Source organism: Sporocytophaga myxococcoides, from assembly GCF_000775915.1.
Lineage (GTDB): Bacteria > Bacteroidota > Bacteroidia > Cytophagales > Cytophagaceae > Sporocytophaga > Sporocytophaga myxococcoides_A.
On record NZ_BBLT01000002.1, the window covers coordinates 720,160 to 741,405 of the forward strand.

The window sequence follows — 21,246 nt, forward strand, 5'->3', positions numbered from 1 at the left end:
TTAAACTGAGATCTCGTATAAAAAATACCCTTGCTTGTAACCTGATTTTTCAAGCAGGGGTTTTGAAACATTAAATACTTTTACTCCTCTTGAAGTTTCTCCCTGAAGGCTTCCTATATGGGCATGTCCATGAAATGTAACTTCTACTGACCTTCGGTTTATAGTATCTGCAAGTCTGGAAGACCCAAGAAATGGGAAAATCTGTTCTGGTTCTCCGATAACAGTAGCTTTAATGGGAGAATAATGAAGGATAACAACTTTTTTGATATCATCATCAATACGGGCGAGTGCCTTGTCAAGTTTAAGTGATTCCTCTACAGATTCCTGAACATATTTTTTATTCATTTTTTCTCCCCACATCGGTAGCATGTGTTTATCAAACCCTCCTCCAAACCCCTTTACTCCTGCAAATCCAATACCTTTTATGATTATTGATTCTCCATCAAGAACATGGACATTGTGCTTTATAAGTTCATGTCTTATTTCTTCATGATGATCAAGTTCATAGTCATGATTTCCCAATACACCAACAATGGGAATGTGTACGCCTTTGAGTTCTTCTCCAAGCAAAACAGCTTCCTGTATTTGACCAGTATCGGTAAGGTCTCCACAAAGCACAATTATATCAGCATGCTCTGCAATGTCTTTAAAGAATTGATTCCATTTGCCTTTGTCGGATTCCTTCACGTGTATATCTCCTAATGCTGCAATTTTAATAGTCTTGCCTGCTTCCATTTTTAAATGCTTTTAACAGTAATTATTTTATAATGCCAGTCTATAATATCTATGGAATATTGGGTGTGATCTACAAGAGGCCCTCTGCATACCTTTTCCACTGGAGCGGGTAGCTCATACTGGCCCTTAGCTCTCTCTAGCAGCATCTCAAACAACCATCTTGGTATCTTGTCCCTTTCGGAAGGGTATATAAACTGAAAATTCAGAAATTGGCCCAAAAGCAATTGCCAATGCTGATCAAGCCTTTGCAAAACTCTTTTCCAGTCGATATCCTCACTTTTTTTTAGAATTATATGGTTAACATCGGAACCATCATAATGAGCTCTGTCCTGAATATAAATTTTACTCCATATCAGTTCTTCAGGTGCAACAAAATTAACCTTCACACCATAAAGTTCTCCCGGCACAGCGTGTTCAAACCAGCTGTCGTCTACAGGACAAAGATTGTTTGTCGTGTTAAAGATAAAATCAACAAAATAATTATCCTTTAAAGCTTTGGCTATCCATCTGGCATCGGTGATTTCAACAGTCCAGCCATGGGAAGAAAGCAATTTCAGGATTTTTATATAATCGCCAGGTTTGCAAAATAAATCAAGATCTTTTTCCCTGATAATTCCTGTATAGTTTCTAAGTGCGACAGCTCCTCCAACAAGTATAGGCAAATTGTTTTCCGTTACAAATTCCAATACTGATCGGAAAAATTCATGCGCCTCTTTTTTTAAAATCATACTTTAAATTCCCTCCTTTATCAAATAAATTCCACCTCTGGTTATTGATATAAATTTCCCTTTTGAAAAAAGATTGATTGTTTTACATCTTTGCTCAGTCTTTTAATCTGTTGTTATTAGGATTCGATACTCATCAGATCTTTTCTAAAAGCTTTGGAACTCTTCTCTTTTTACCCAACAATATTGTGAATAGCAATGCTAGTGAACTGAATACAACCGATCCAAAAAGAAAAGATCCTGGAATTTTTCGGGAGGGACTGTCAATTTCCCATCCACCACTGATCGTAGCACATCTTTCATTGGACTGATAAAGGTTTCCCTTGGTATTCTTTGTATCTTCCAGACTAAAATGTCCGGTTAGCACAGCTTCCCTATAATCTTTATTGAAGCGCTTTCTGCCAAGAAATCTGAATAACTTAGAGAATCTTTTTTTTCTTTCAATGAAGGTTTCAGCCTTTGGTTTTGCAATAAGTTTGACAATTTGATCTGCTACTATATGGGGACTGAGAGGATTTCCCGGTGCCACTATTCTTTTGCCCATGTAATTGGCAGCCTGGTTATAAATGGGAGTGTCTGTAGTATCAGGGATGATGCTGCAAATATGGATACCTTCTATATCAGAAAGTTCTTCTGCTAGACTCAGACTTAACCCCCTGATTCCAAATTGTGTCATGCTATAGGGGATGGCAAAAGGCTCACCAGCTATGCTTGCTACAGAACCAACATTAATTAATATGCCCTGCCTGTTATCTTTGAAATGTGGCACAATATGTTTGGCTCCATAAGCATATCCTAGCAGGTTTGTGTCCAGTACTTTTTTCAGATCTTCCGAAGGAATATCTTCCAGCCTTCCTAGAACAGTGACTGCTGCATTGTTGATCCAGACATCTACTTTCCCATATTCGGTAATAGCTTTGTCTATCAATATTTTTATTTCTGTTTCTTCAGAAACATCTGTGGAAACTGCAATTGCTTTGCCACCTAGTTTTACACATTCGTAAGCCAGATCTTCCAGGGCCTTTTTTCTTCGCGCTGCCAATACAAGATTAGATCCTTTTTTTGCCAGTTTTAATGCGGTAGCTCTTCCAATTCCACTTGATGCTCCGGTGATGACGACTACCAGGTTCTTTAATTTCATATAATAACGAGTCTGTATGCTTTAATCATAACCTTTAAAGTTTTATTATTGTTGAAATAGTAGCGATGGAACAAGTAGCAGTAGTAACAGGTGCCAACAGAGGTATCGGATTGGAAATATCAAAGAGACTTGCGGATCTGGGATTTACAGTAATCTTTACAGCAAGGGATGAAGAAAAAGGACGGAAGGCAATGAATAGTCTCCTTAAGTCAGGAAGGAAGCTGGTTTTCTTTAAGCTTGATGTTACAGATAAAACGGATGGAATAAGGCTTTCTCAATTTCTTGAGAAGGAATATGGAAGGGTAGATGTTTTATTTAACAATGCAGCTATTTTACCAGATGAAAATGAATCTGCAGTTTCAATAGATCTCTCCCTGGTAAGTAAAACTTTTGAAACGAATACAGTTGGAGCATTTAGAGTGGCTCAATCCGTTATTTCTTTGATGAAAAAAAATAATTACGGAAGGATCATCAATATCTCCAGTGGTCTGGGGGCGCTTAGCTCTATGGGAGGCGGTTATCCTGCCTATAGAATATCAAAAGCTTCCTTAAATGCTATTACAAAAATGCTTGCCGATGAACTTTCACATTTTAATATTTTAGTCAATAGTGTTGATCCAGGCTGGGTAAAGACTGATATGGGTGGCCCGAATGCAAGTAAAACTGCAGCTCAGGCAGTAGACAACATATTGTGGCTTGCACAACTGCCTGATAATGGCCCATCAGGAAAATTCTTTAGAAATAAGGAGGAGGCTCTCTGGTGAAAAGTTATTTTTGTGGAATATGGAAGGTACACTGCATCAGAATAAAACTTTCGAGAAAATAATTTTCACCGAAAAAGAATTAAGAAACAGGGAATTTGAAGAATGTACTTTTATAAGCTGCGACTTTTTAAATAGTAATCTTTCAGGAAACACTTTTACAGATTGCACTTTTATCAGTACTAATCTCACAATGGTAAAGTTGCAGGGAACCAGTCTCAAAAATGTTCATTTTAAAGAATCCAAAGTGATGGGGGTTGATTTCAGTAAGTGTAAAGATTTCCTTTTCTCGGTTAGCTTTGATAATTGTATGGCAGACTATGCATCTTTTGCAGCGAAAAAGATGGTTAAAACAAAATTTATAAACTGCTCTTTGAAAGGCACTCAATTAGCCGGAACAGATCTCACTTCCGCGCGATTCGATCATTGCAATCTGGATAGTGCAGTCTTTAACAAAACAATCCTAAATGGTGCTGATTTTACTACTGCATATAACTTTACAATAGATCCTGAAATGAACAGCCTAAAGAAAGCAAAGTTTTCCATGGGTGGACTTTCTGGTTTATTGAACAAATATGACCTGTTGATAGAATAAGGTGAACTTTTTTTAACATTTCGGTTGAAAAAATCTTAATTATCTGTCCAAAAGTTTTGAAGATATTATAGACTAAAACCAATTGATTATCTGAAACTTTTGGGGATCTTTATGAATTAAATTAGATTTAGCTTTTTAAAAATATGAAATCTATCATCCGAGGTTCTCTGCTGCTTGCATGTATGGCTTGTTCAAAGCCTGAGAAAAAAGAACTTTCCATATCTGATTTTGAAACAAAGATAAAATCTGATATGGATTATTATTCAATGGTGGAAACCTTTGGAAAGCCATCAAAAGACATAGGCAGAGGAATTCATATATATGTCTATGAACTCAAAGATTCTACCAAGATGTTGGTTGGATTCACAGATAAAGTTTTGTATGCTAAGCAAATCAATCGTAAGGAAGAGATTGTTAAAGACCTGCTGGTAGGAAACTGAGTTCAGGACGTCAGGCCCAGACTTTGGTTCCTTCTGTGCAGTTTTTGCACATTTCGATCTGACTTCTGCTTTTGAATAGCTGCTGTCTGAAGTTATTGTAACTTGTTCCAAACCATACTTCCTTAAAAGTATTTACCTGTAAGGCTCCGAGCTGATGCTGTGCGTCCTTATCGAAACAGCACGGAACTACTTTCCCATCCCAGGTGATTACGCAGGAATGCCACATTTTCCAGCATCCGTCATCGAGACTGTTTTTGATTTTATATTTTCCTGAAGCGTCTTTATAGTATCTGGAATATTTAACATTTTCAGGTATCAGGGTTGAGCCATCTTCATAGTCATAAATCTGAGCGGTCTTCAATCGAACTTCATCAACACCTAATTCCTTTGCTAGTTTTTGAACATCATCAATCTGATGTTCATTTGGTTTTACAACCAGAAATTGAAAAATGACATGTGGTGTCTGAGATTTAAGTTCTTTCTTCCACTTGATAATATTTCTGGTTCCCTCGATTACTTTATTCAGTTGGCCTCCTACGCGATAAGACTGGTAGGTCTCCTGAGTGGTACCATCTATAGAAATAATCAATCTGGATAATCCTGATTCCACTGTTTTTTTTGCGTTCTCTTCATTCAGATAATGCGCATTGGTGGAGGTTGCTGTATATATCTGATGGGATTTGGCAAACTTTACCATTGATAAAAATTCAGGATGCAGATAAGGTTCGCCCTGAAAATAAAAAGTAAGATAAGTCAGATGATCTTTCATCTGAATAATGACTTGTTCAAAAAGTCTGACTTCCAGCATTCCTGTAGGACGGGTAAATGAACGCAGACCGCTGGGGCATTCCGGGCATCTTAAGTTACAGCTTGTAGTAGGTTCAAAGGAAATACTGACAGGTAAGCCAAGCGCATAGGGCTTTTTTAACAGTCGGGAATAATAAAAGCTAAAAAGGACCAAAAATGCATTTTTGATCCTTTTTAGCTTGAACGAGGAAAGCAGATTCAGTGAATCATGAAATTTTCCCATTATTTTTTAGAAAGATATGATACTATTCCAGAATGAGGGTCTTCTTTTACAGAAGTCCAGGTAGTAGCAGAATTCTTTAAATATTCTTTTACTTTTTTCTGAGCAGAACGATCGCTGATTTTAAAATCAAAATAACCAGACTTCCAAGAGAAATCTTCATAAACGTTTTTGCGCAGTTCAATTAAGGATGCAGCTTTTAACCATGAAATCAAATGAAAAACAGATCCCTTTAGCATGAATGGATTTTTTCTTCCTACCATCAGACCAAAAGAGATTTCAAACCTGGATATATCGTGGACTATAAAATTTCGCTTTCTGGTGTTAGAATCAATCTCCACTACAGCATGAAGGCAATTGGGCATGATCACGAAATCCTTGATAGTAATGTTGGAAAAATGATCTTCAGCCTGGTTAAGATAGTCTTCAACTATTTTACCCGCCTCTGTCAGAATGATTTTTTTACCATCAACTTTACTCAGGATAAAGTTTTCATTGTTGGTTACAATAGTGAGGCAAAATTCGCCCTCCAGACCGTAATTTTCGTCTTTAAGCAGTTCTTCCAATTTGAAATTTCCGTATTCGTCTGCCATAAAGGTAGAAACTAAAAGGTTTTTGTGAAAGAAAAATTTAAACCGAGTCCGGAAGATTTAGAAGGCATTGCCACATATTCTATGAATAATCCGTTTAAAGAAATAAAATATTTGTCTTTAAAAGATTTGGCTAAGCCCAACTCTACATCTCCTTTTCCGTACCCACCATATCCAAACGCAGGTATTACAATGAGGGTTTCGGTTATGTAATAAATTCCTTTTAAATACACCCTTGGTAGATAGCTCGCATTCCAAACATATTTTAATCCGCCTGAAAGACTGATTTTTGAATTCAGATGCTGCACATATTGAATGTGAAAAGTAGCAGGGATGAGGTATGAAATATTCTTTTTTGTATTTTGAATTTTCAGATCCTTAGCCAAAGAGTCCGGATTGTATCGATCAAGAAATCCATTATTCAGTGTGAAGATATCATCTACGAAAAATCCATCGTATCTGTAGGCGGAATCACCACGAAAGTTATTTAGATTCTTCCATCTGATAAATCCTATGTCTCTGGCTTCCAGCAAAAGTGTTGACTTTTCACCGATCTGATATCTTCCATAAAGATTTAAGGAAGCGCCCAATCCATCAGAGCTGAAAGTTCCTTTGCTTCTGTCAGAATAAGAAATATTGGGATCTGCATTAATATCAATATAAGCTCCGGATGGTTCTGTATATAAATCGCCCCGGTTCAATATCGCCTGGTTAAATCTTCCTCCTCTTATGAAAGATATACCGCCTCCGACTCTTAATTTTTCATTCAGATCTTTTTCAAGACCTACATATAGACTTTGTGAATCAAAATATCTGTATTTAAGAGGAGAGATGTTAATAGTTTGTCCTGCAAATCCGCTATTGCCTCTGAATACAAGCTCAAACAAGTCTTTAGAAAACCTGACATCCAGGTGTTCTTTATAATAAAGGCCAGCTAAAAAACTAGCAGAACCCAGGCTGGCTCTGCCGCTAATGCCGGCTGAAAAATCAAAGCCAAAGCGGTTGACTTCCTTTAGCCTGCTGCTCACCTGATCTTTTAATCCATTGTCAATAAAACCACCGAAAACCAGTTTTTTTATAAATGAACTGGTAACTGCATTGCTGTTATAACCTGAGGTTGCAGTTATATCAAGGTAATCGGAATCCCCGGCCTCATTGGCATAAGCAGGATTTCTCAGATCATATAAAAATCTGAAATTTCTGTCAGTTTCGAGCTGACCGAAAGAGGAAGAAGCTATTAAAAAAAAGGCCAAAAGGTAAACGTATTTCATCACAGATTCAATCATTCAATAGTTACATTAACATTTCCGGAAATAGTGACATCCAGTTCATAGTCACTGTAGATTTTATAATATTTTTCTGCAGGCTGTGTGTCAAAGACAGCTTTGAACACCATGTATTTGGAGTGCAGGATATTTTGAATAGAGTTTTCGTTGCTAAGATTATATTTGATAATACTTTGAGATTTGCCAACTGCTTTATCCCCATTAATAGGGGCAGGTTTAATAAAGTCAGGAGAAATAAGTGAATCCGTAAGGTTTTTATTAGCGTCCAGGAAATAAAGTTTTAGGTTCGCAGAGATCGGGAAACCATTATTAGCAATGAGATTCAGGTAACCACTTTTAACAGAGGCTTCCATTTCTTTTGTAAGAAATTCTATGGTATCAGAAAGTTGGAGTTTATTAGCCAAAAGGTTCAGAGGCACTTCCATGTCCAGGAAAATATTCAGAGGTGAACCATAATAGGCAAATTGATTGGTGTTTTGAGGACTAAATTCAACATCTTTGTTAGCAAATGCGTGTACCTGGTAGTCGATTGAATGAGGCATCAAATTAAGAAGGTCTTTATCTTTTGTGCCCAGTGAAAGGGTAGAAGTTACAGATTGTAAGGGAGTTTCAATGGCAGGTTCAATAACAGTGGATAAATTTTTGATTTCGACAGGAGTTGCACCAGGTCGACTTCCCTTGATACTACTGACATCCACAAAACCACTGACACCGATTCCGTTCTCTACCTTGATACCAATATTTGTAATTTCCTCGAATTTTAATTCTCCCCCGGTGACCTTCTTAAAGAGATCTACAGCAGCTGTACCTGTCTCAGTAACGCTATATTGACCTAAGTAGCCCCTTACATATTCTGGGACCATATTTTCCATACTGATCTTTACAGACATGGAATCATTCAGCGAAAGGAAAATAAGCCTGCCGGTATATTCAATTCTTCCGGTAATTTTATTGAAGAATGCGTTGTAGGTTGTATCTCTTATTTCGCCTTTTGAATTCATACCTTTGAGACTCAGTATATATCCGGCAAGGTCATATTCTTTGACGAAGGGTTTACCTGCCTGATTTGGAGGTACAACATCCTCAATTTTGAATCGGGTACCTGCTTTATCTATGGCACCTGGAATGTCGTAAGTAAAATAAATATTGTCCTGAGCTGTACTTGTGACTTCTACCCGAACATTCCCGGAGCGTAATTTTGCTTCAGTTAATTTAACATCTCCCATACTAACGAGATATACATAGTTGGAATCGTCGATTACATTCTGAGCAGGGAAAACTGCGGTTGCTGAATTTACCATTACATCCGAGATGTTAATGGTTACTGTGATCGTTGAATTCGGGTCCATATAAGGTACATTGCCAACCCCAATCGTAGCCATATTCTGAACATAAGCATTCATTACAGATCCTTCAATTTTTTTCCCTGCAAGGTCTGTTGCTTTGACCTGAGGTGTGCCAGGTGTCAGATTTCTGAAGACTTCATTATAATAAATATTATTTCCGGAAGCATTTGTCAGCCTGAAATTGACAGAATCGATAGAAAACGGAAATTCGTTATTTACAGTAATTTCCATATTTCCTTCTTTTATGTCGGCTTCTGTGAAGAAAAGTCCTGTAGGAAGGGGTATGGGAGGTAAATTAATTCCGGAAATTGCAGGAACAGGACCGTTTTGTTGTTCAACATATTGTTTTAAATGTTCATTGCCAGGCTGATCAGCTAGCTGCTTCAGAGTAATTTTGTGTGAAAAGGTTTTGGAGTCCAGTTTAAGTTCGCTTAGTTTTCTTGAGGTATTGTATTCGGGGAAGTTCTGTTTTCCAAGATTCAGCAGACTGTCCAGGGTCAAGGAATACAGCAGTTCTCTGTTTACAATTTTCAGACTGTTATCAGGATTTCTCTGAATAACACTGTCCTTAATGATATCACCAATTCCAAGTTTAGTTTTAATAAGAGGTGCAAGAATTCCGGCATCCCAACGTGGTTTTTCAAACTCCTTTCTGCAGGATACAAATAATACAAATAAGAAAATGATTAATATATTGAAAGTCTTCATAATCTGTTAAGTGCTTAGCTATAGGGAATTTGACGAAGCAAATGAGCTATATTACCATAAAGGTGAGTAGCATATATTCCGGATGAGACCAAAAGGTAATCATTGAATCGTACAAATTTGCTAAAATTCAAATACAATGCGATTACAATTTAGGGCTTTACGTGTATTAATCGTTAAATTTCTGCCAAGATAATATAATGGCCTCATTTTCAAGATTTATATTGCTATTGCTGCTGATCTGCAGTCTACCTGCTTTTCCCCAGATTTCAGGAGTAATAAATACTTATGCCAAAGTAACAGTAATAGATGAAACCTGCAATTCTGTTTCAATTGCTCCTGTTTCAGGTTTTTCTGTTGGAGACAAGGTGCTGATTATTCAGATGAAGGGAGGTGAGATCAACGAGTCTAACACTTCTTCTTATGGAAATCTTACTGGTGCAGGTTTTGGAAGTGCCGGCAATTATGAAATTAACGAAGTAGCAGCGATTAATGGTGCAATTCTATATTTAAAATATGAATTGATAAGAACTTATGATCCTACAAATAAAGTCCAGATAGTGAATATTCCTGTTTATACTGATGTATCAATAGATGGAGTGCTTACCAGTGCTCCATGGAATGGAGATACTGGAGGTGTTCTGATTTTTGAATCTACAGGTGATGTGACAATGAATGCTGATATTGATGTTTCCGGAATGGGTTTTAGGGGTGGAGAATGCAGTTTAAACGGAGGTGATTGCGCTTATCTTCAGGATGGTCCTTATAATAGTCAAACTAATGCAGGAAGATCCGGAAAAAAAGGTGAAGGTGTTGCTGAATTTTCATCTGGAATGGAAACAGGAAGGGGAAAACAATTGAATGGAGGAGGAGCTGGTCTGGATTTAAATTCCGGAGGAGCCGGCGGGGGCAATTATGGTAATGGCGGTAATGGAGGAAATACTTCTTCAGGATGTGGAAATTTTGCTTCAAGCAATCCGGGAGTTGGAGGTTTGGGATTTACTACAACTATAGAAACTCAGAATAAAATCTTTCTTGGAGGCGGAGGCGGGGGAGGACATCAGGATAATGGTCTGTGCAATCCTGGTGGTAATGGAGGGGGAATAGTTATTATTAAAGCAGTTCGAATTGAAGGCAATGGTCATTCTATTTTAGCCAATGGAAATTCAGTTGCTGAAAATCTACCGGATCATGGAGATGGGAATGGTGGTGGTGGTGCAGGAGGAGCTGTGCTGCTGGATGCCTCTGTGTCTTCAAGTTTTATTTCAACACCCCCTAGTATAGATGTTTCAGGTGGAAGGGGAGGAAATACCAACAACCAGAATAGTCCAACCAGAAATTTCGGTCCCGGTGGGGGCGGTGGAGGGGGTGTTGTATGGCTAAAAGGATCTGCATCACCTGTTTTGCCCATTACAGTAGCTGGAGGATTACCCGGTAATTCAAGATTATGTGCATGTTCCCATGGAGCGGTGCAAGGTGCCAATGGGGCGACATTGTTAAATCTGGTACTCCCAATCAGTAATCCCGAAGGTGATGGAGTTTGTTACAAAACAACACCTGTTCACTTGTTAAGCTATACGGCGGTTCGGAAGGGTTGCTGCGCTTTGTTAAAATGGAACACAGTGTCAGAAAGCAAAAACAGATTTTTTACTATTGAAAAATCTGAAGACGGAGCTCATTTTTCTGAGATTGGGAGAGTGCCTGGTACTAATTCCTCAATTGTTTCTGAATATTTTTATAGTGATGATTTAAAAGGGAAAGAGGGCAAGTATTACTATAAGTTAAGCCAGACAGATGAAAATGGAACAGTAAATTTCCTCGGCATACGAACAGTAGCAGTAGCGTTGGATGGAGAATTGAAGCTTGTCCAGAGCGTGTATCCTAATCCATTCACCAGGTCCGTGACCATTGAGTTAAATAGATATGAGAAAGGAATTTTAGTATCTATAGTTGATATGACCGGCCGTGTAGTGCTTCAAAACAGGGCAGATACAAAAGAAAGGGGAGAGGTAGTGCTTTTTCAGGAGCATCTACCTTCAGGTGCATATATCTTGATTGTTCGAAGTAATGGTATTGAAGAAAAGATCCTCCTGATAAAAGAATAATCTTTGTGAATTAATAGCCCACAGTAAATCTGGTTTTTCTGAATTTGGGATTTTCTACCTCATTTAAAATTGCTACGGCAAAGTCTTCCATTGATATCTTGCTGGTTCCTTCTGAGTCAATCAGTAATTTGTTGCCACTGATTCTAAAGATACCTGTTCTGTCTCCTGGTTCTATCAAAGCAGAGGGACTTATGTTCGTCCAATCCAAACCAAATTCCTTTTCATAAAGAGACAAAGCTTCTTTATGTGCTTTAGCTATTGGTTTCCATTCCTGAGGAAATTCGGGAGAGTCAACGAGTAACCTTCCTTCTCCTACCTCAAGAGATCCTGCTCCTCCGACTGCAATAAGCCTTATTTTCCCAGAGCTTTTTATAGCAGTAATAAGTGCCTGGGTTGCTTTTATAAGGTTATCTGTTTCTTTCAAACCAGGACCAAAAGCGCTTATGACAACTTCTGAATTTCTAACTATCTCAGAAATATGGTCAGGATCAAAAATGTCTCCCTGAACTATTTTTAACCTTGTTCCTGTATACGCTAGCTTTGAAGGATCTCTGACAATTGCTGTAACTTCATGTCCTCTGCTTAAAGATTCTTTAAGTATTCTACTACCGATATGGCCGGTGGCTCCTATTAATGCTATTTTCATGTTTGGTCAAAATCTTTGAAATGGTTGCCAGGAGTTATTAGAATATTGTCCGGCATTCTTTCCATAGATAAAGTTGTTTTATGAAAAAGTGTTGTATAATTTTTTCATGAAGCTTTAGGGATAGAGGATTCATTTAGTACTTCAAGGTAAGTAATCAGAATAGGATCCTGCTCATTTTTTCTTATATACTCCTTTACTTTCCTCAGAAAATCCCACAAAGGCTCGTAATATTTATGATTGGTATTTACCTGAAGCTCATCTACAGTGAGAGTATTTCCTTTTTTTAATAATAAGTGAAGTGTAATAAAGAAATATGAAATAGGAAGTTTGCTGCCTTCCAGAACAGTCCCGCTTCTGATGGTTGTCCTGAATTTGCAGTCCTTGCACTGGAATTGTTGTTTGGATTTAAGCCAATAATGATGTGTAGAACCACATTTTTTGCAAACTACTCCTTTTTTCAGACGAAACTTTTTGAAAGCTTCAATAGCAAAACCTTCATCCTTATATACGTTTAGATATTCTACTGTTGTCTGCATAGTTTTTTTTATGGTTTAATGTCACGTTACAAAAGTAGTAATTCTATATTAAATCTATAGAGTAAAGGTACATTATTTTGGCTATTTTGGTGGTATGTTTCTCAGAATGATATTTATGTAAGTTTAACTTGTTGAATATTAGTGTTTTTTACTTTTGTTAAAGCAACTGTTAAATAATTAACAGTTAATTATTTAACATCATAAAACAGCGAATGGCTTAGAAGAGTTAAGAGCAAATGACACATTTAAACGAAAGAAAATTTACAGATAACGCTTATTTTCGATTTTCGATATTAGTCATTTCCACCTATTTTTTCTTTTCAGGCCTTTATTATGTCCAGGGCATCATTTCACCCATACTATTTGCCGGTATTCTAGCTATGCTGGTTTTGCCAATTTGTAATAAACTCGAAGAAAAAAAGGTAAGCCGGGGAATTTCAATAGTAATATGTCTTTTGCTTATTTTACTGGTCGTTAGTAGTGTAATATACCTGTTTACCTCTCAGCTTATAGAACTAAGTGATGATTTTCCATTTATCAAAAAAAGAGCGCTTGAGAAATATTCTGAGATTAATAAATTTATTGAACAGGAAACAAGAATATCTGTGAGTAAGCAGAATTCGATGCTGAAAGAAGGTATTCAGAAATTTCTTTCCGGTGCAGGAGATACTTTTAAAGAAATATTGATGAGTCTTAGCACCGGATTTGGCAATTTTCTTCTTGTTCTGATCTATATATTTTTCTTTTTATTACTCAGAGATAGAATAAAAAACTTTATTCTGATGCTGTTTAAGCCTGAATTACATGCGCAGGTAAATCTCATCATTAATAAAATCAAAAAACTTTCAATTCATTACTTGTCTGGATTATTAATTGAAATGATCATATATGGTGTGATTTCTTCAGCAGGATTTCTTCTTTTGGGATTGAAACAAGCTATATTTTTCGGTTTTCTTGGTGGTGTTCTAAATCTTATACCTTACCTGGGTGCACTTATAGGTGCCGCATTGCCTTTTGTTGTTGCATTAATATATGAGGATTCATTTATTTATCCTTTGGGAGTTATCGGAGTGGTTCTGGTGGTACAGTTTATTGATAATAATTTTGTGACACCAAAAATCGTTGCTGGATATATAAGAATAAATGCTTTGGCCTCTATTATAGTTATTTTTATAGGAGGGGCAATATGGGGAATTGACGGGATGGTCTTGTTTCTTCCATTGCTGGGTATCATGAAAATTATCTGTGATAATATTCCTGTACTTAAGCCATACGGATATCTGGTTGGAGAAGATGATGAGGAAGCTAGTGGGGGATTTGGAACAAAATTGAAGGACTGGATACAAAAAAAGTTGAAGAAAAAATAGATAAGACAAGGTTGTCTTCCAAAATCAATTTTCTGAAAAAAAGTCATTGTTTTATTTATAGGATTAATTATTTAGTTCCTGTATCATAGCCAATAAACCTCATCCCTAACCCTTCTCTTAAAGGAGAAGGAACAATCGCCGAGAAAATGTTGAATTAAAAGTGATATAACTAATAACATACGCATTAACCCTTTACTTCAGGAGAGGGATTTTGGGTGAGGTCTTTTAGAGTTTAAGCTAATCTGTCCATTATTTAGACAGCCTCTTATTTCATTCTCTACTAATGAAACCTCGGACAAACTACTCTTCCGGTTCTTTTAATAATGACAACTTTATCCCTTGGGAATTTAACAGAGTAGCCCAATTTGATTTTAGAAGTCATGGAAGCAGGAATATCAAGCTTCCAGGTAAGTTTACCATTTTCTTTGATATAAGAAGCCCCATCCTTTTCTTCCAATGATATCTGTATTTCTTCCTGTTGGGCTATTGGAATCTGATCAAAGATTTCAATCTGAACGGGTTTTGAATTAAGATTTCTCACATCAATTTCATAACTGAAACTTTCCACTAATTGTAATCCTATAAGCTTTCGTGTACTGAAATCTTTTTTCTTTACTCTTGATATTTGTATTGCAGGATCGGGGCCAAGTGAAAGTTCAAGAGAATCACCGGCAGCCAATGGATCTAGGTAAGTCTTGCCGGTATAAGTCCCATTCTGATAAACGTTTACCTCACCTTCTATCAGCTTTAATCCTTCCCAGTCTTTAATTCTGGCTATTAGATAAGCTTTAGCATCAATCTTTGGTACAGACTGAAATAAATAGGAGGCTTCCAATATGGTTTGTTTTATATCAGCGAGGTATTCTCTTGTTGAAGAAGGAATGGTATGTTCTCCTTCGATATTAAAGATCATTTCACCTTCTTCCAACTCTATTTCCTGTTCTTCTGTAGCTCCTTTTTTGATTTGCTTTTTAGACAGAGAACCTTCATTTCCAGATTCATAATATCCATAGTTTTTACCAGTCCTTTTTTTCTGATGATAAGATAATACCCATGTTTCTAATATTGGAGCCGTAAGGGATCTGGAAGGATTTCCCGCGTGAAGGGAAATTTTACTACTGTTCCAGTTTTCTCCTGAGTTATTAAGAATATTGGCTTTGTATTCAAGTTTTAAAGGCTCCTGTATGTTTTTATAGAAAACAGAAAATATGGGAGACCATCCACAGGATTTTACATAGTAGTTAAGTGTGAAGGTAACTTTCTGCTGTATAGAACTTTCAGCCAATAGGTATATATGTGCCGAAGCTGCGGAGTCTGCACTTAATATCTGTTTCTGACGTTTTATAAGTTTTTGAAGTTTTTTATTTAATTGCTGTTTCTCGTCTTCTCTTTGCAATAAGAGATTATTGATCTCATCCAGCTTTTTTCTTGTATAGGTCAAAGCATTGTCTAGTTCGGTAACAGAAAGGCCCTGGGCATTTCCAATACGTTTGGAGTTGGCAAGAAGAGATTTCCTTTCTTCTTCCAATGCATCGTGTTGAAGTATTTTATATTCAATCTTTGTATTAATTTTTTCAATGCTGTCATTCAATTTACCAAGCTCTTCTGTTTGCTTCCATTCGTTTGAGAAGTCTGTTCTGCTTGAAACGGAAACAATCTTTACCATAGGTGTCGATGAAATATGAAGACTGGCAGGATCAATATTTGAAGAAAGGCCGGTTATGATCATTTCTGTTTTCCCCGGATTTAGCTGAATACTAAAGGTTCTGCTGATTTCAGCTCCTTGTGAAAACACACTGACTTCTTTGATTTCAGAGTTATCAATAATTTTTTGTCCCTGTATTTTAAATGAAAAAAATAAAAGGAAAAGCAGGAAAAATGATCTCATACTTGAATAGTTTTTATTTAATTATGTTTTAATAAAAAAGGTAAGCGTAGTGGATCTTAAAAAGGTTGAGTTAATTAGTTCAAAATAGTTGTTAAAATAATTTTGCCAATTTTTGCATTTAAAGAAATGTTTCAAAAACCAATAAAATCATGCTGGTGATGGATAGAGAGACGCCAGCATGGCGTCTCTACCTACTTTAAACTTTAAACTTATTACTTACAACTTTCTCCCCCCATTCCATATCTCCCGGTAATTCTAAAGAATTAAACTCAAGATGAAGTACTCTCCGGTGTTTCTGATTTGTCACTTTCGAAGAAGCATGTAATAAAAGCGGTTTCATAAAATGTATTCCACCAGCTTTAACTTCGCAAGGTAGTGCCATACTGTTCTGAGTGATGGTTGCTATCTGATCATTATTGAGTTTCTTTTGATGAGATCCAGGGATTATTTTTAATCCACCATTTCTTTCATCCGTGTCATCCAGATGGATTCTGATGGTCAGAGTGTTTTTGAGAATGTCTTCGGGTGGACAAACGCTGATTACACTGCCTTTTTGAGTCCATCCTGTATAACCTACAGTTTCTGTTTTTTTATTGACATTAATCGTGATATCCTGATGCCAGGTAACATACCAGTTGGATTCAGGAGGTTTATCAAAATAAATGGCTTTGGTTAAAAACAGATTGTCTCCTTTGCTGGCAAGTATTTTCTTTAAGTTTTTATTAAAGAGAAAAGATTTAAGCTCTGGAATTTCAATTAATAATTGTCTGATAGCATATACCTGTTTATCTCCTTTTGGAAGTGTTTTGTTAAAATACTCCTGAATAATAGTTTTAATTTTGTTGACTTCTTTTTTAGTATATACATTTTGCAAGATAGCGGAGCCTCTTCCTTCTGCTTTCTGCAAGGCCGTTTTTATGCCCGAGGAAGTAAGGTCCGCATCATACAAGTCCAACGCATGAGCCAGTCTTTCTCTGATTCTTCTTTTCAGAGTCTCAGGCTTGATCACTCTGACTGCATCTCCAAATCCAAGTATTTCTTTTTCCAGTTCGAAGTTAAGCTGGACTTTTAACGAGATTACTATACCATTGTCAGTGGTCTCAATGACTTGCTGTGAATGATGAAGGGGTTTGGTAATTACATAAGGAGCATTTGTCCGATCTACAAAAAGCATTACATTTTCGGGCTCACCATTAGGATTTACAGAAACACCGATTACGTCTTTGAAATAGTCCTTGATATCATCCTGTTTATATTTTATATAAGATACATTAGAAGGAGATAATCCTTCGATTCGGTCCAGAGCCAGATTTAACATAGGCTGTCCTCTTTTGGTGATGCCAAGTACAAACCATCTGTTACGGTATTCTTTTAATAAATAGGGATGAAAGGACAAGGTGTTTGCTGTTCTTGATTTGAAAGACTTGTATACAATATTCAAAGGTGTTTCATTGATAATGGCCTGATACAAACTATCCAGATACTGAAGACCTTTGAGGTTTTCATTTTTTTCAAAATCAATGACTGAACTTTTATTGGTTTTGGAAGAATGTATTTTATCTTCCAGTCGCTGTACCATACCGCTCAGTTCCTGAAAATGACTAAAACCACTGAATTGCTTTAACAATTCTACCACTTCAGTGAGCTTATTCAAATCCTGTCCGGTTAATGGGATATTGGTGATGGAATAATCTGGGTCTTCATAGGTATAATATTTTTTATCCAAAACGATAATAGGAGCATTATAGCCCAGTTTATCGCTCCTCATCATCTGAATATCCATTTGGATGGACCTTTTGCTAATTCCCTTGTCAATTCCCTCGTATTCATAAAGTGCTTCAGAACAAGCTTCGATCAGGTCATCCAGTGTCCATTTTCTGTACCTATTCTGTAAGCAGTTGTCAATGGTCTTATAGCGTATCAGTGCGTTTCGGTTTACTGGCATTATATAAGTTGTAAGTAGTAAGTTATAAGTTTTAAGGAGATGTACTGTCTGTTCATAGTTTATCAACTCCTTCCAGCTCCCTCCTTATGTTAAATTTAAAAAAAATATTTTACACCTGCGCAAAAATAATGCGTAGTGACTTTTCAATTTTGATTCAATAATTTAAATAACTGATATTTAAATCTTGAAACCCTCTCCGCAAAATGGCGGAGGGGCTCTCGTAAGAGAAATTATACTAAAAGAATTTCTGTTTTAAATAATTGGTTATTAAATAGATGATCAGATTTTTTTAATAATTAAAGAGATGAGGGAATTTAATAATGCAGAATAAAGGGAAAATAAACGGAAATCAGTTAATTGAAATTGGATATCCGGAAGGTAAGGTAATTGGTATAGCTCTGGAGGTTATTCAAAAAGAGTACTCCTTAATGGAGCCGGACGAAGTGCTTGACATAATGAAAAATGTTTTGGCTTCTCCATCAGATTTTCTTAATGATTTAAAAACGTCTTTTATTGCTGAAGAATTGCTGAAACCGAATAAAAAGGATGAGATAATCGAACTTTTACCTTCTCCTCGTTTATATAAAATCTATGGAAAAGAAGGAATTGAAGCGGGAGCTATCAAACAGATGGACACAGCCATGAGACTTCCTGTTTCCATTGCAGGTGCTTTAATGCCTGATGCACATCAGGGGTATGGACTACCAATAGGTGGAGTCCTTGCTACAAGAAATACAGTAATACCTTATGGTGTAGGTGTGGATATCGGATGTCGTATGTGTATGTCCATTTTTGATATACCCGCAGGTTATGTAGAAACAGGAAAAGGAGATCTGATGAAGATGCTTGTTAATAATACTATGTTCGGCAGAGCTACTTTTAAGAAGCCCAAAGATCATGAAATTATTTCAAATCCCCTTTTCTCTGAAATTGAAATTCTGAGAGGTCTCAAAGAAAGGGCATATGCTCAACTTGGATCATCAGGTGGTGGAAACCACTTTGTGGAATTTGGTATAGTTGAGGTGGTAGATTCTAATAATGAATGGAATATCGCTCCTGGAAAGTATTTATCACTCTTGTCGCACTCAGGCTCAAGAGGAATGGGAGCAACGATTGCAAATTATTATACAAAACTGGCAATGGAAACTTGCAAGTTGCCTCAGGAAGCTAAACACCTTGCCTGGCTTGATCTTGATACTGAAGCAGGGCAAGAGTACTGGCTTGCCATGAATCTTGCAGGAGATTATGCATCAGCCTGTCATCATCAGATCCATGAAAGAATGGCTATTGGCTTAAGAACCAATCCTGTTGCTATGATTGAGAACCATCATAATTTTGCATGGAAAGAAAAGGATGAGAAAGGCAATGATGTAATCGTTCATAGAAAGGGAGCAACCCCTGCTGGCAAAGGTGTATTGGGTATTATTCCAGGTTCTATGACTGCTCCGGGTTATGTGGTAAGAGGTAAAGGTGATGAAGCATCTGTTAACTCTGCTTCCCATGGTGCGGGACGTGCAATGTCCAGAACGCAGGCTAAGAATACTCTTAAGCCGGAGACGGTAAAGCAGCAATTACAAAAGGCAGGCGTTGAATTGATTGGCTCTGGGTTGGACGAAGCACCGATGGCTTATAAAGACATCAGGACTGTTATGGAAGCTCAGAAAGATCTTGTTGAAGTTGTAGGAGTGTTCTTACCGAAAATCGTTAGAATGTGTGGAGATGAGAAGTTTCAGGAGGTTGATTAAAAAGATTTTGTTGGTCAAGGACTCCTATTAGAAAAAAAAGGATCATGATAGTAATGATCCTTTTTTTATGTCTACATGACTTCAAGATTACCAGAATTTCCACCAGGGTTTCTTCTTTATTGCTTCCGGATTGATTTTGCTATCAGGAGCTTCCGGGACCTTTGGTTTATGTTTTATTACATGTTTGTAACGATGCGTTTCAAGTATTTTTTTTACCCTTTCTTCCAATGGTTTTCCTTTCTCCGGATTAACCATCTTTACAAAGTTGGCATATCCTTTTATTGAAGCAAGAAGGTTGGTGCTGTTGTTCCAGTGTTTTCCTTTTATTGTTCCTTCTTTTTCTATTTGATGCAACAGGGCTCTGAATTTATCCAATTCCTTTCTGCATAAACTTGGTTTATCATTTACTATAATTCCTGTTACTTCCTTTCTCGCTCCTTTCCGCAGCACACGAAGCTTATCAGGATTAATATAAAGCTTTTCATCTTTGATTATTTTTTTAACAAAACCTAAAAGAGTTGAAGTATTAGATGTTGCTATTCCTGAAGCAGAGAAAGTAAGATCGTCTGCATATCTTGTGTAATTGAAATGAAGTTTATAAGCAATACCTTTTAATCTCTTATCAAGTTTACGACAAATAAGATTAGTGATCGCAGGGCTTGTTGGAGCGCCTTGCGGGAGGAATCTTTCACTTCCTGCGGCATAGTATGTTTCTCCGTCCAGTTCCACCTGATCACAATCGGGTTCAGTACAGATCAATGCAAATATTGTTGAAATCTGTTCTGAATAACCCAATGCAATAAACAAACCTTTTACCCTTCGATAGTTGATAGAAGGGAAGAAATCTTTAAGATCTATATTCACAACTACCTCTGCTTTTACATGTGGTAAAGCATTGCTGACGATAGATCTTTTCTTTATAAAACCATGTGCAGATTCTGTTGCATCTATTTTATTAAGTATGTTTTCAAGTATCCAGTGCTGAGCTTTTTTAAGCCTTGGCATAGGAGTGGAGATAAGACGTTTGCCTCCTGTTTTTTTAGGTATGTAAAACCTTCTGTAATGATTGATTTTACTGATTGTTCTATTATAAGAAAGAAACTTTAGTTCACCGATCGTTATCTTCATGGCAGCGGATAACTCTTCTGCTGTTTGAAATACAGGCAACTGGTATTTTAAAAGCTTGTTGCTATCGCTTACTTGATTATTCAGACCTTTAGAAACTTTCTCTCCAAGATAAATGATATTTTTATCTTTAAGTTCTTTCCATCGTGCAGCTTTGGCTTCCCTTTTTTGCTTTCTGAGAATTTTGTTTTCTTCTCTTTTTTTTCTGGATTGCTCAAGCCTCGCTTTCCTTACCTGTTTAAGCGCTTCTTCTCTGTTTTGATAAATCCGCTGCTGCTGAAGTAATTTATTCAGTTCTTTGATAAGGTCAGCCTCTTTGTGGATCAGCATTTCCGGAATTTCCGAAACTCCTTCATCACTTTTCCAGAAGCCCAGACGCTTCATCTCTTCAAGTATGACAGCATTTCTGCCGCTTGCTTTGATGCGCTCGTACAACTGCTGTCTGGTTGGCTGAGAGTTTTCTGTGTTGACCATAGAAGTATAAAAAATGGTAGTGTACAGGACATTCTTCGTCATTCTGAGGACCGGATTGGTCAAC

The 21,246-nt window shown here is 36.9% G+C and carries 18 protein-coding genes; 6 read left to right on the forward strand and 12 right to left on the reverse strand.

What is annotated here, in order from left to right; genetic code table 11:
* From MYP_RS07485 to MYP_RS07495, 3 genes are all read right to left on the reverse strand, one after another.
* Entirely contained in the window at nucleotides 1–735 is a 735-nt protein-coding gene (locus MYP_RS07485) for a metallophosphoesterase family protein (RefSeq protein WP_045460708.1), read from the reverse strand.
* 2 nt (nucleotides 736–737) lie between these two features.
* The gene (locus tag MYP_RS07490; RefSeq protein WP_045460709.1) at nucleotides 738–1,463 is read right to left on the reverse strand and encodes a nucleotidyltransferase; all 726 of its coding nucleotides are present in this window, start codon (nucleotides 1,461–1,463) and stop codon (nucleotides 738–740) included.
* Between the two features lie 133 nt (nucleotides 1,464–1,596).
* Nucleotides 1,597–2,601, reverse strand: coding sequence for an SDR family NAD(P)-dependent oxidoreductase (locus MYP_RS07495; RefSeq protein WP_052430012.1), 1,005 nt, complete (start codon nucleotides 2,599–2,601; stop codon nucleotides 1,597–1,599).
* Between the two features lie 65 nt (nucleotides 2,602–2,666).
* On the opposite strand from MYP_RS07495, the gene MYP_RS07500 reads away from it, so the two are divergent.
* The 3 genes from MYP_RS07500 (at nucleotide 2,667) to MYP_RS07510 (ending at nucleotide 4,397) form a co-directional block, all read left to right on the forward strand.
* On the forward strand, nucleotides 2,667–3,365 hold the full coding sequence (locus tag MYP_RS07500; RefSeq protein WP_045460712.1) for an SDR family NAD(P)-dependent oxidoreductase: 699 nt from the start codon (nucleotides 2,667–2,669) through the stop codon (nucleotides 3,363–3,365).
* 19 nt (nucleotides 3,366–3,384) lie between these two features.
* A complete protein-coding gene (locus MYP_RS07505) occupies nucleotides 3,385–3,957 on the forward strand; it encodes a pentapeptide repeat-containing protein (RefSeq protein WP_045460715.1) in 573 nt (190 codons plus the stop codon).
* A 143-nt stretch (nucleotides 3,958–4,100) separates the two neighbouring features.
* A complete protein-coding gene (locus tag MYP_RS07510) occupies nucleotides 4,101–4,397 on the forward strand; it encodes a hypothetical protein (RefSeq protein ID WP_045460718.1) in 297 nt (98 codons plus the stop codon).
* A gap of 10 nt (nucleotides 4,398–4,407) precedes the next feature.
* Here the strand turns inward: MYP_RS07510 and MYP_RS07515 are convergent, their stop codons facing one another.
* The 4 genes from MYP_RS07515 to MYP_RS07530 are packed head-to-tail and all read right to left on the reverse strand — an operon-like array spanning nucleotide 4,408 to nucleotide 9,354.
* On the reverse strand, nucleotides 4,408–5,427 hold the full coding sequence (locus MYP_RS07515; RefSeq protein WP_045460721.1) for an SPASM domain-containing protein: 1,020 nt from the start codon (nucleotides 5,425–5,427) through the stop codon (nucleotides 4,408–4,410).
* Nucleotides 5,427–6,017, reverse strand: coding sequence for a transposase (locus tag MYP_RS24835; protein ID WP_052430013.1), 591 nt, complete (start codon nucleotides 6,015–6,017; stop codon nucleotides 5,427–5,429). Before MYP_RS24835 ends, MYP_RS07515 begins: the two co-directional genes overlap by 1 nt.
* A gap of 11 nt (nucleotides 6,018–6,028) precedes the next feature.
* A complete protein-coding gene (locus MYP_RS07525) occupies nucleotides 6,029–7,285 on the reverse strand; it encodes a DUF5723 family protein (RefSeq protein WP_156140391.1) in 1,257 nt (418 codons plus the stop codon).
* Nucleotides 7,286–7,296: 11 nt separating this feature from the next.
* On the reverse strand, nucleotides 7,297–9,354 hold the full coding sequence (locus tag MYP_RS07530) for a hypothetical protein (RefSeq protein ID WP_045460727.1): 2,058 nt from the start codon (nucleotides 9,352–9,354) through the stop codon (nucleotides 7,297–7,299).
* Nucleotides 9,355–9,551: 197 nt separating this feature from the next.
* Between MYP_RS07530 and MYP_RS07535 the strand changes: the two genes are divergently transcribed.
* Entirely contained in the window at nucleotides 9,552–11,456 is a 1,905-nt protein-coding gene (locus tag MYP_RS07535) for a T9SS type A sorting domain-containing protein (RefSeq protein ID WP_045460730.1), read from the forward strand.
* A 10-nt stretch (nucleotides 11,457–11,466) separates the two neighbouring features.
* On the opposite strand, the gene MYP_RS07540 is transcribed toward MYP_RS07535, so the two are convergent.
* Entirely contained in the window at nucleotides 11,467–12,102 is a 636-nt protein-coding gene (locus MYP_RS07540; protein ID WP_045460734.1) for an NAD(P)-dependent oxidoreductase, read from the reverse strand.
* Between the two features lie 104 nt (nucleotides 12,103–12,206).
* On the reverse strand, nucleotides 12,207–12,638 hold the full coding sequence (locus MYP_RS07545) for a transposase (protein ID WP_045460738.1): 432 nt from the start codon (nucleotides 12,636–12,638) through the stop codon (nucleotides 12,207–12,209).
* Between the two features lie 236 nt (nucleotides 12,639–12,874).
* Here MYP_RS07545 and MYP_RS07550 point away from each other — a divergent pair, with 236 nt between their 5' ends.
* Complete coding sequence (locus MYP_RS07550) at nucleotides 12,875–14,005, forward strand: AI-2E family transporter (RefSeq protein WP_081990430.1); 1,131 nt, start codon at nucleotides 12,875–12,877, stop codon at nucleotides 14,003–14,005.
* 280 nt (nucleotides 14,006–14,285) lie between these two features.
* Here the strand turns inward: MYP_RS07550 and MYP_RS07555 are convergent, their stop codons facing one another.
* Nucleotides 14,286–15,893: a DUF4139 domain-containing protein gene (locus MYP_RS07555; protein WP_045460744.1), complete on the reverse strand. Its 1,608-nt coding sequence runs from the start codon at nucleotides 15,891–15,893 to the stop codon at nucleotides 14,286–14,288.
* Between the two features lie 196 nt (nucleotides 15,894–16,089).
* The gene (locus MYP_RS07560; RefSeq protein WP_045460747.1) at nucleotides 16,090–17,838 is read right to left on the reverse strand and encodes a phytanoyl-CoA dioxygenase family protein; all 1,749 of its coding nucleotides are present in this window, start codon (nucleotides 17,836–17,838) and stop codon (nucleotides 16,090–16,092) included.
* 320 nt (nucleotides 17,839–18,158) lie between these two features.
* Between MYP_RS07560 and MYP_RS07565 the strand changes: the two genes are divergently transcribed.
* A complete protein-coding gene (locus MYP_RS07565; protein WP_045460750.1) occupies nucleotides 18,159–19,583 on the forward strand; it encodes an RtcB family protein in 1,425 nt (474 codons plus the stop codon).
* An 87-nt stretch (nucleotides 19,584–19,670) separates the two neighbouring features.
* On the opposite strand, the gene MYP_RS07570 is transcribed toward MYP_RS07565, so the two are convergent.
* A complete protein-coding gene (locus tag MYP_RS07570; protein WP_197060033.1) occupies nucleotides 19,671–21,224 on the reverse strand; it encodes a reverse transcriptase family protein in 1,554 nt (517 codons plus the stop codon).
* Nucleotides 21,225–21,246 lie beyond the last annotated feature (22 nt).